At 60.4% G+C, this 11,031-nt stretch carries 8 protein-coding genes; all 8 read left to right on the top strand.

Annotation, left to right across the window (positions count from 1 at the left end):
• The first annotated feature begins 108 nt into the window (after positions 1–108).
• A complete protein-coding gene (locus P8X75_06715) occupies positions 109–951 on the top strand; it encodes a transglutaminase family protein (GenBank protein ID MEJ1994893.1) in 843 nt (280 codons plus the stop codon).
• 173 nt (positions 952–1,124) lie between these two features.
• Positions 1,125–2,072, top strand: coding sequence for a 1-phosphofructokinase family hexose kinase (locus P8X75_06710; protein MEJ1994892.1), 948 nt, complete (start codon positions 1,125–1,127; stop codon positions 2,070–2,072).
• A gap of 242 nt (positions 2,073–2,314) precedes the next feature.
• Complete coding sequence (locus P8X75_06705; protein ID MEJ1994891.1) at positions 2,315–3,091, top strand: hypothetical protein; 777 nt, start codon at positions 2,315–2,317, stop codon at positions 3,089–3,091.
• A gap of 113 nt (positions 3,092–3,204) precedes the next feature.
• A complete protein-coding gene (locus P8X75_06700; GenBank protein MEJ1994890.1) occupies positions 3,205–3,618 on the top strand; it encodes a cupin domain-containing protein in 414 nt (137 codons plus the stop codon).
• Positions 3,619–3,754: 136 nt separating this feature from the next.
• A complete protein-coding gene (locus P8X75_06695; GenBank protein ID MEJ1994889.1) occupies positions 3,755–5,503 on the top strand; it encodes an adenylate/guanylate cyclase domain-containing protein in 1,749 nt (582 codons plus the stop codon).
• Between the two features lie 164 nt (positions 5,504–5,667).
• Positions 5,668–9,051 (top strand): adenylate/guanylate cyclase domain-containing protein, encoded by a 3,384-nt coding sequence (locus P8X75_06690; protein MEJ1994888.1) that lies wholly within the window; start codon positions 5,668–5,670, stop codon positions 9,049–9,051.
• Between the two features lie 301 nt (positions 9,052–9,352).
• Complete coding sequence (locus P8X75_06685; GenBank protein MEJ1994887.1) at positions 9,353–9,565, top strand: hypothetical protein; 213 nt, start codon at positions 9,353–9,355, stop codon at positions 9,563–9,565.
• Positions 9,566–9,827: 262 nt separating this feature from the next.
• On the top strand, positions 9,828–11,027 hold the full coding sequence (locus P8X75_06680; protein ID MEJ1994886.1) for an MFS transporter: 1,200 nt from the start codon (positions 9,828–9,830) through the stop codon (positions 11,025–11,027).
• The last annotated feature ends 4 nt before the right edge of the window (positions 11,028–11,031 follow it).

Here is an 11,031-nt window from a genome sequence, read left to right as displayed (position 1 = left end):
GTTGGTTGAGCTGGAAATCAAACGACCCATACGTCTGACAGTTTTGCTCTCCCCATGAAAAGCACGGATACTAGCCTTACCCGACATCTCTCGGCCTTTGGAGATTTGATGCAGATTCGTTTCGGATACGAGATCACCATCTCCTGCGCTCAAGAGACGCCGATGGTGTGCCTTCTTTCAGTGCACGACGAACGGCTGAGCGATCTACGCGCGCCTGAGAAATTCGTCACCGAGCCGAATGTGAGAAGCCTCACCTACAAGGACCTCTATGGAAACACCTGCCGACGGTTCGTAGCGCCGGAGGGTGATTTCTCGCTGCGGGGGGACGGTGTGATTGACGATGACGGGCAATTTGATCCCTTTGTCCCCGAGGCAGAGGAGGTCCCATTGGCGGAACTGCCCGATTCAGTGCTGGTCTATCTTCTGGGCAGCCGCTACTGCGAGACTGACAAGCTCAGCCAGGCTGCGTGGGACCTCTTCGGGAGCGCGGCGCCAGGCTGGGCGCGCGTCCAAGCCATCTGCGATTTCGTTCATCAGCACATCACCTTCGGCTATGAGAATGCCAGAGCGACCCGATCCGCCTTTGAGGCCTATCAGGAACAGGTCGGTGTTTGTCGCGATTTCGCGCATCTGGCACTTACATTCTGCCGCTGCATGAACATTCCCGCGCGATACGTGAATGGATATCTTGGCGACATTGGAGTGCCGATCCAGGACCCGATGGATTTCAGTGCCTGGATAGAGGTGTTTCTCGGTCGACGCTGGTATACCTTCGATCCACGAAACAACGTTCCACGACTTGGCCGGATAGTGGTCGCGCGGGGCCGTGATGCGGTAGACGTGCCGTTGATCAATTCGTTTGGCCCACACTCAATGAAGTCGTTCCTTGTCTGGGCCTATGAAGTGAGCGCCGCACCAAAGGACGGAAGAGCATCGCAAAGCGGTGCTTAGAGGGATCATCGCTCAAGAGAGCCCGTCTCGAACGAGGCTCGATTCATTCAGATGCGCCGATGGATTATCTCGAGCTGTGTCGCTCGTTGGGAGGAAGGCCCAAGATTGTTCGCTTCCCGCCATAAGCCAGGCGCGCGCGGAAGGGTTACAGTTGAGGCCACTTGGAAGCTGCAATGGACGATATTCTCACCGTCACACTGAATCCGGCGCTTGATATTGCCACTGAGACGGCAGCGGTGTCGCCGGGCCCGAAACTAAGGTGCAGCGACCCAGTGTTTGATCCGGGCGGGGGCGGCGTGAATGTGTCCCGCGCCATCAAGAAACTGAAAGGGTCCAGCAGGGCGTTCCTCCTAGCCGGCGGCCCTTTTGGAGACTTGCTGCTCTCCGCTTTGGAGGCGGAAGGCATCGAGACCGAAGTGCTGAAGGTCAAAGGCATGACGCGCATCAGTCTTGCGGTGTTCGATGAGAGCATCTCCGACCAATTTCGTTTCATCCTTCCGGGGCCTGAAATCAGTCCGGAGGAGGCCAAGGCGGCGATGGATAGGATTGTCGGTCTCGCACAGGACCGAGGGATCGTGGTGCTGAGCGGCAGTCAAGCTCCAGGCATCGCGGAAACGTTTCCGGCTCGCTTGTGCGCACGGCTGAACGAGGCGGGCGTTCGGCTCTTTGTGGACACCTCGGGCGCACCCCTGAAGAACCTGGTCGACGCGGAGGACGCGCGGCCATTCTTTCTGCGGCTGAACCGATCAGAGGCTGAAGAAATCGCCGGCGGGCGGTTTGCGAAAATCCAAGATGCCGCAGACTTTGGGACCGGCTTGGTCGCCAGGGGCGCTGCGAAGTTTGTAGCGATCGGCTTCGACGCTGAAGGATCCCTGCTGGTTTCCAAATCAAAGCAACTTTTCTGCCAGGCGCCCCCCGTGCCCGCGCGAAGCAAGACAGGGGCAGGGGATAGTTTCATGGCTGCTTTCGTTCTCAGCATCGCGGGGAAAGAGTGCGTAGAAACAGCGCTGCGGAGAGGGGTCGCGGCATCGGCGGCAGCCGTCATGAGTGAGGCCACCAAGCTTTGCGGCGCCGCGGATACGGAGTTGCTCCTCGAAGGCTGCCGACTACGAGAAATCTAAGGCCTGCGCTCTCAAGTGGCCGTTCATGACCGTTTCGTCCTGCCGGTCCGCCAACAGCCAGCAGCGGACCAAAGCATTGAATCGATGGCCCCTCAGCTGATCCATGCTCCACTCGGGAGACTGCAACCGCTCCGGTTACCCGACCGACAATCACGGAAGGGGGTCTGCATACTTGATCGCGCAATCCAAAAAGGGGGCCGGAAACGTCCACTGTTTGGAGCGTCGCATGGTTCTCGATAACCATGGTTGGCTCTTTGCGGCTGGGCTTCTGGATGAAAATATTCGGCGTGCCTGGGCCAACCACGCAGGTCGCGACAGTAGATCTGCCCTTGCGCTTGGCGCATAGGGCGGCGGCAAGGTGGCACGGCACTGTTATCGGTCTCGGCACGATCACATTCGGCTCCATCGAAGGGGGTGGTTATGTCAGTGCTGTGTTTGACTCAGGTGATTGCGACCAATCATGGGGATGCGCGGAGCTAGTTCTGATTCATGAAAAGCCCGCGCACGCACGGAGTCTGCTTCTCGCGGCCATGACAGGAGAGGTTCTTGATAGCAATGATGGAAACTCATCCTTCCTATCGGCAATTCCAGGAGCCACCCAGACCATGTTGACTTTGGGCCTTGCCGGACGGGGATGGCGCGACTGGTTACTGGCGCTCCTTACTGTCTACATGACGCTAACGGCCGCTGGCGCGTGGGTATACTTCACTTCGCCCATCTGTCCCGGCTCCATGACATCCGTCATCGAGCTTTTCATGCTTCCCTTGGCCCCGGTTTTTGGGTTCTTCGTGCTTTGCGTCATCCTGTTCAGCCTGCTCGAGACCGGGTTCACGATCGCAATCATAGGCACGACGGGGTTGATGATCGGGGTTGGGCTACTATCCGTCTCTGCGCAATTTTGGGTGCGCCGCGTAGAAGACCGCCGTGCCGCGCTTTTGGGATGGGGGCTGTTTCTCCTAACCCTAGGCGCATTTGCAGCTGTATCGACCTATGCCTTCTGCGGATCCCTGACCGCCTGACGTCTCGCTCAGCGTGAAGGTCCGCTTTTAGCCAACAGCGGCCCCTTGTCAGCATGTTTCGTGTTAAAGAATGCGGGACACCTATCTTTCAAGTTCGCAGACAGGAATTGAGCATGAAGCCGCGTATCATCCGATCCAACGACATCACGACAAAGACTGCCCCATCCGATCGATTTGTCGGCTCTGTTATGCATGAGCAAATCTTCGTTCCTGAACAACCTTCCAGGCTTCGCGCGTCTCGTGTCACGTTCACGCCTGGAGGCCGGACCAACTGGCATGCGCACCCGGTTGGTCAGATTCTCTATGTTGTGTCGGGCGTTGGGCGCTATCAGTTGGAAGGAGAGCCAGTGCAGCAAATTAGGGCTGGGGATACGGTAGTGATCCCGCCCAATGCCCGCCATTGGCATGGCGCTGCTCCGGATCAAATGATGTGCCATATCGCCATGTCAGAGTCGGACGATAAGGGTACGGAGACGGATTGGCAGGAGCCTGTTTCGGAAGCCGACTACACAGCTGAGCCGTCTTGACCTTGCCCATCGCACAGCGCGGGCCGACTCTGTGCTTCCAGGCCAGACTCTGTGCTTCTAGGCCAGAGCGCACGGCACGTTTCCTCCTAAGCGTCCTCTTTTCCCGTGAATGAACGATGGAATCATCGAGGTCCGATTGGCTAGTCTTCCGACCATGAACACGAAGTCGGTCCGGCGGCTGGCGGCGATCCTCGCTGCTGATGTTGTTGGCTTTTCAAAGTTGATGGGTGAGGACGAGGCGCGCACGCTGGACGCCTTGAGGCGGCTGCGCGACCAGGTCATCAACCCGACGGTCGCCAATCATGGCGGTGTCATCGTAAAGGGCCTCGGCGATGGGTGGCTCGTGTCCTTCGACAGCGCCGCTGAAGCCGTGCGCTGCGCATTGAGCCTCCAGGACGACCTGGGCGGCGAGGCGTCCCTCACCCTGCGGGTAGGGGTGCATCTCGGCGATGTGACCTTCGAAGACGCAGACATCTTCGGTGATGGCGTGAACGTCGCCGCTCGTCTGGAGGCTCTTGCCGCACCGGGCGGCCTTGCCATCTCGGATACCGTTTGGTCGAGCCTGGACGGCACGCTTCGGGCCCGCTTCTCGGATAGGGGGCCGCTGACCCTCAAGAACATCCCAAGACCGGTCCGGGTCTGGGCTTGGGGAGAGTCTCCCGACCCGGACAAGGGGCCGGCGCAGGGGGACCCCAATGCGGCGGGCCTGGCCTCCATCGCGATCATCCCTTTCGCCGCCGCGGGAGACAGCGCGGATCATCAGTCTCTTGCCGATGGCATATCCGAGGACCTGGAGACCGAACTCTCGCGCTTCCGCTGGCTTGAAGTGAAGCAGCGCGGCGACCAGTCGTCTGCCCGCTATCTCCTGGGGGGCTCCGTCCGCGGCGCGGGGAATCGTGTGCGCTTGACCGTGCACCTTACCTATTCTTCGAACGGCCGGCGGCTCTGGTCCGATAAATGGGACCGCACCGTGGAAGACGTCTTCGACGTGCAGGACGAGTTGGCCTCGGCGGTGGTGGCGAGCGTCTCTCCCGCAATCGACGCGCAAGAGAAGTCCCTGGTCGAAGAACGCCCTATCAACACGCTGAACGCACGGGAGTTGGGTCTTCGGGCGAACGCCATACTCTCGACGGGACGCCTCGAGGCGCTTGACGAGGCTCAATCGGTGATCGAGCGGGCGATAGCGCTAGAGCCGAAGAATGTCGGAGCGCTCACCCAAAAGGCCCTGATCGCCTACCGGAAGGCTTGTTCCGGAGCCTGGCCGCCGCGCGAGCAGCTGCTGCTCGGGATGGATGCGGTGCAAGAAGCGCTCAAGCATGATCCCAGAAACGCAGAAGCTTACGGCGTGGCCTCCGCCATCTACGCCCTGCTGGGTGAGACGGGACGAGCGCTGGATGCAGCCGACCGGCTGGAGAAACTCAATCCAAATGCCTGGGGAGGGCCTCACGGCCGCACCGTCGCGCTCGCTTTCGCGCCTCCCGAATGGGTAACGGACCCGCTAAAGCAGGCGCAAGATCTCCTCAATCAAGCGGAGATCACTCTGCGGTTGGCCCCCTCGTCGGCGTTTCGGGCCGGCCATCTCTTCTACAGGGGTTTGGCCATCCTCATGCGGGACGAAGCCTCGGATCTGGCTCAGGCCATAGCGGAGTTGGACCGCTCGGCAACCGAGCCGGGGGCATCATGGTGGCCCAGCATCTTCATCGCCCTGGCGGAGGTGCGTAGAGGGGACGAAAGAGCCGCCGAAGAACGCGTCCTAGAGGCCCGCAAGATCTTCCCAGCCCTCTCGCTGCCGTCCATTGAGGCGCTGTTCGGCGGAAGCTTCATCGGCGCTTGCTGGGGTTCGGAGATCGAACGTTTACCCACCGTCGGCCTGCCGCGCGATTGACCGAAGGCCCCCTTGGCGCAGACTGGAGAGAGCTCAAGCAGCCGCCCGCTTCGAGCCGGTAGCGGCCCGCGCTTTCTAAGCGCCTCAACCGCCCAGGAGAACTGTTCCAAGAGATCGCTCGCTTGCGTAGACTTCAGCTAGCACTGCGGAGCAAAGGGTCACTCATGCCAAACAACAACCGAGGCTCCAGCGAACTGGCGGAATTCCTGGAGGGCCTAGGACTTGGCCAGTATGCCGGGTCCATGGCCGACAACGATATCGACCTGGAGGTGCTGCCGTTTCTCTCGGATGATGATTTGAAGGAACTGGGCCTTTCCCTGGGCCACCGCCGAAAGCTCATGGCCGCTGTCAGAGCGGACAAGGAGGAGCCCGAGGACCGGCCCGCCCCAGCGCCCGCCCCAGCGTCCGCCCTCACTACCGATGGCGAAGAGAAGCTCGAACGCCGCCAGATATCGGTGCTGTTCTGCGACCTGGTGGCCTCCACCGAACTGTCGCAGAAACTGGACCCGGAAGACCTGCGCGATGTCCTGCAACGCTACAACGACGTCGTGGCCGACGCGGTGATCCACTACGAAGGCCATGTCGCCAAGTTCCTGGGCGATGGAGTGCTCGCCTACTTTGGGTGGCCCAACGCCCACGAGGCGCAGGCCGAGATGGCCATCCGCGCAGCCTTGGCCGCTACGAAATCGGTCGCCGCCCTGGAAGCAGCGGGACAGCCGCTGGCGGCGAGAGTGGGGATAGCGACCGGCCCGGTCGTGATCGGCACGATGATGGGCAAGACCACGAGCGAGCAGGGGGGCGTCGTCGGCCAAACGCCCAACCTGGCTGCCAGATTGCAGGACCTGGCTGAGCCCGGCGAGGTGGTGATCAGCGAGTCAACGCGCCTGCTGACCAGGAATGCTTTCGACCTGGCCGAAGTCGGCCTCAAAAGCGTCAAGGGCTTCGAAGAGCCGGTCAGGGTCTGGAAGGTGCAGAGCAGCCGGCGAACCTACAGCCGTTTTGAGATGCAGCATGGCGAGGTCTTGATCCCCTTCGTGGGCAGGACCCAGGAAATAGACCTGCTGATCGACCGTTGGGAACATGCCTCCAGGGGCGAAGGGCAAGTGGTCCTGCTTTCCGGCGAGGCCGGCATCGGGAAGAGCCGTATTCTGTTTGAATGCACGAAGCGCGTGAAGGATGCGGGCTGCCAGATCCTCCGTTACCAATGTTCGCCCCACGAGGTGAACGCCGCACTGCAACCGCTCATCTCCGAGGTGGAGAGCGCCGCCGGATTTGAAACCGAAGATACCGCTGAGACGAGGCTGGACAAGCTGGAAGCCCACCTTGCCCAGGTGCGCGACAGTGATAAGCCTGAAACAAGGGCGCTGTTCGCCGCCCTGCTCTCGCTTCCGGGCGACCGCTATCCGGCCCTCACCATGACCCCGCAACGCCGCAAGCAGCGCATCTTGGAGATTCTGACCGACCGCATCGTGCAGCTATCAAAGGCGGGTCCGCTCCTGCTGCTGGTCGAGGACATCCACTGGGTCGACCCTTCCACGCTGGAGGTCTTGGAGGCGCTGGTGGAACGGGCGCAGGATCTCACCTTGCTCATCGTCATGACGCACCGCCCGGAGTTCCAGGCGCCCTGGGCAGGCTATGGTCACGTCACGCTGCACTCACTCAATCGCCTCAGCCGCTCCGACGGCCGCTCGATAGCCGAACGGATCGCAGGCAACAAGGCGCTGCCAAAGGAACTGCTCGACCACATCATCAAGCAGACCGATGGCATCCCGCTCTTCGTCGAGGAACTCACCAAGTCGATCCTGGAGGAGGAGATTCTCGAAGAACACGAGGATCACTACGAGCTGAAGGGGCCGCTGCCCGACCATGACATACCCACGACCCTTCAGGATTCGCTCATGGCGAGGCTCGACCGCTTGGCCCCGGTCAAGCGGGTGATCCAGGCGGCTTCGTGCATCGGACGAGAGTTCGATCTCTCCCTGCTGGCATCGGCGCTCTCCATGGAGCCGGCGGAGCTGGAGCTCGCTCTGGAACAGCTGATATCCGCGCAGCTCATCTTTCGCCGCGGCGGCAGGGGAGAGCCTCGGTACACCTTCAAGCACGCCCTCGTGCAGGATGCGGCCTACTCGTCCTTGCTTCTCAGCGCGCGGCGAAAGCTCCACGAGCGTTTGGCCCAGGCGCTCGAGGCGAGGGAAGACCCGGACCTTCTGGACCTCGGGCGTCACTTCCTCAATGCCGGCAACTATGAAAAGGCGGCAACGCTCTACTTCGAGGCGGGGCGGCGGTCCCTTCAGGCGAGCGCCTTGCCCGAGGCGATCGGCGCTTTGGAACTCTCGATGGAGGCTTTGGCCCAGCTCCCCGAATCCCCGGAGCGCGATCGACGCGAATTGGGCATCCGGGTCTCCTTGGGGGCGTCACGCATGGCGAACTTCGGTTGGGCGCACCCCTCCGTGGCGGACGCCTTCGAGCCCGCCTTTCCCATCGCCAAGCAGTTCCGTGACGAGGAGGCGCTGGGCTCCATCCTATGGGGCCTTTGGGTTCACTATCAGACACGGACCGAGTTTGCGCGCGCTCATCAATGGCTCGAAGAGCTGAAGTCCGTTTCTCAAGATCCCTCGCTAGAGGACTTGAGGGTCGTCCACGACATGTCGGCGGGCTGTCAGCTTTTTTGGGAGGCCGATTATGAGGGGGCAATCCGCCACACGGACGCCCTAAGGAACATTTATGTGCCCCAACGCCATCAGCGTTTCGTGGCTCTCACCAACCATGACCCCTTGGTCTTTGCCCAGCACTGGGCGGGGAGTCTGGCGGATTGGATTCGCGGTTACCCGGATCGCTCCCTGGAGAGGATGGAAGAGGCGCTCCATCTGGCGCGCAAGATCGGCCACCCTTTCAATCTTGTGTTCGCGCTGACGGCGGGAGCGACGAGCTTGATCTACCTCGATCTGCCCGATCGCCTACTGGAGCTGTGCAACGAGGCGGCCACCATCGCGGCTGAAGAGGCCTTGGGACCCTTCTCAGAGAACGTCAACGTGCTGCAATGGCGGGGCGGCGCCGAGATTCAGAAAGGCAACTTCGAGAGCGGCTATGCCTACGCCAAGAAAGGCAACGACTTCTGGAATGCCAGCGGCGGGCGCGTGTGCAACGCCATGTTTCGAAGCTGGATTGTCGCCGGGCTTCACGGTCTTGGCCGTGAGGAGGAGGCGCTCAAGCTCAATGCCTTGACCATCGAACATTGCCAGCGGACGGGTGATCGCTACATGCACGCGGAAACCCTTCGCCTGCGCGGCGCCATGTTGCTTCCTGCCGGGGCTGGCCACGCCGACGATGCGGAGAATCTGTTCCGACAAGCCCTAGAGATCGCGGAGGGCCAAGGCGCCAAGTCTTGGCAACTGCGCGCCGCGATGTCTCTGAGCGAGCAGATGCGAAGCGGGGGCCGCGAGGCAGAGGCGCGCGCCTTGCTAGAGCCGCTGCTGGAGAGCTTCACCGAGGGCGAAGGGAGTGCCGACCTCCAGCGTGGAGCGGCACTTTTGGACAGCCTGTCCTAGGCTGGAGAAACCTTCTGGAATTCAGAGGATGCTCGTTCTGGAGGAGTGCAGCTGATCTTCGCTCAAGCAGGTCCGCCCCGTCCGCAATTGGTCAGAAGCGGACATTCCCTCCCACGCAATCACATGGCCGGCGCCAACAAGTTCGCGCTGAGAAAGTGATATCCTTGTTACAGAATGGTCCAGGCACAATATTGAAGCTATCGGATAGCACTTCTCCGCTCTCAAGCGCATCAAGAGGAGCGAGTTATCCTCATTGCTCAGACGTCCAAATTCTAAGGTAATGGAGGGAAAAGCAGTGCAGATGACGCGAGATGATATTGTTTCCGTACTGGGGCCTGTGGAGGACATCCTTGTGGCGGAACTTCAGGCTACTGGCGCTTCGGTTGAAGAACTCCGCGAGGCTTTTGGTTGGTTCAACAGCGACGAAGCTTTTATGAGTGACGGTCGACCACTTCCCCACTCTCGCATATTGGAAATAATCAGCCTGCTCGAAGCCAACAGCGCGGAGGAGTGACGGGCAACATGCGTCTTAGGGGCGCTCAACCGCCCGAAATCCCTCTTCACTGAACAATATAGAATATCCATTTTTTGAAATTCAGGGCGTGTATTTTTATTATCCTAGGAAAATTTCAGAGTATATAAAAATATTAAATGGATTTTACATTCTATAGATAAATAAAAACTCACTTTTCTGACAGTGGGATACTTCCCCCATGATCTAGGTTGCCAGAGGCGCTGCCGCAAACGGCAGGGTTCTTGGCCGGCAAAGGGGCTCAATGACGAACAGCAGACTACTGGCAATGGCGGGATTTATCGCGACTGCCGTGGCCTTTGGCCCTGCGAGGATTGGCTACGGTCTTTTCTTGCCGGCATTCCGCGATGAGTTCGCCCTATCCACCGAGATGGCAGGGAGCATCGCGAGCGCCGCCTTTCTGGCGTTCCTGGCCAGCCTTTTGATTGCAGGGTCTTTGTTGTCGAGGATTGGCCCCGCCACACCCATTATGGTCGGCGGAGTTTGCTCGCTGATGGGAATGGGCTTGGTTTGCTTGGCCTCCAACAGCCTTTCCTTGGCGTCGGGTGTGATTCTGGCGGCGGCCTCTGCTGGATTTGCCTGGACGCCCTATAACTTTGCCGTGGAGAACGCTGTGCCCGCGAACAAGACGGGACGCGTTCTGTCGACTGTTACCACAGGCACTACCGTCGGCGTCGCTCTCGCTGGCCTGCTAGCCTTGACCGTAGCGCTCTATGATTTCCCCTGGCGTGTCGCCTGGTTCCTATTCGCCCTGTCCGGTGGAGTCATGCTCCTCGTAAACGGCTATGCTCTCTTCAGAACACCGACGATCGCGGGGCATTCCGTAAGCGCGCCCCATAGAGATGGCTCAAGCGTGACGGTTCTCTTTTCCCGAACCTCGGTCCCGCTTGTTCTCGCGGCTTTGTCCTTCGGCATCACGGGCGCGGTTTATCTCTCTTTCGCCTTCGACACGGTCAAGGCTGCGGGCGACCTTGAGGGACTTCCCGATTTGGCGATTGGACCACTCATGTACGCGGCGTTTGGTGTCGCTGGGATTAGCGGCCTTGCAGCAGCGGATATCGCTGCGAAAATCGGCGTGACGAGGCTCTTGACGATCGTTTTCCTCTGTTCATCCGTTTCCATGATCCTGGTCGGTGTCGCCCCGGGGGCGATGAGCGCGGCTATTCTATCGGCCGCTCTACAGGGCGTCTGTGTCATGACGTTCAGCGCCACCTTGTCTTTCTGGAGTATGTCGCTGTTTCCGAGCCTGCCCTCCCTGAGCCTCACGGCCGCCCTCGTGGCGATGGCTCTGGGCAATGCGGTCAGTCCAGTGGCGGCGGGTTTCATGGCCGGTGCGATCGGCCAAGAAGCCGTTTTTCTGTTCGGTGGCGCCATTTCCCTGGGGACTGCAATCGTTCTGCCCGCGGTAATCAACAGAGAACTTGTGCAGTCGAGTTCGTTATAGCCCC

The organism is Limibacillus sp. (genome assembly GCA_037379885.1).
Classification (GTDB): Bacteria; Pseudomonadota; Alphaproteobacteria; order Kiloniellales; family CECT-8803; genus JARRJC01.
This window is presented reverse-complemented; position numbering and strand designations above follow the sequence as displayed.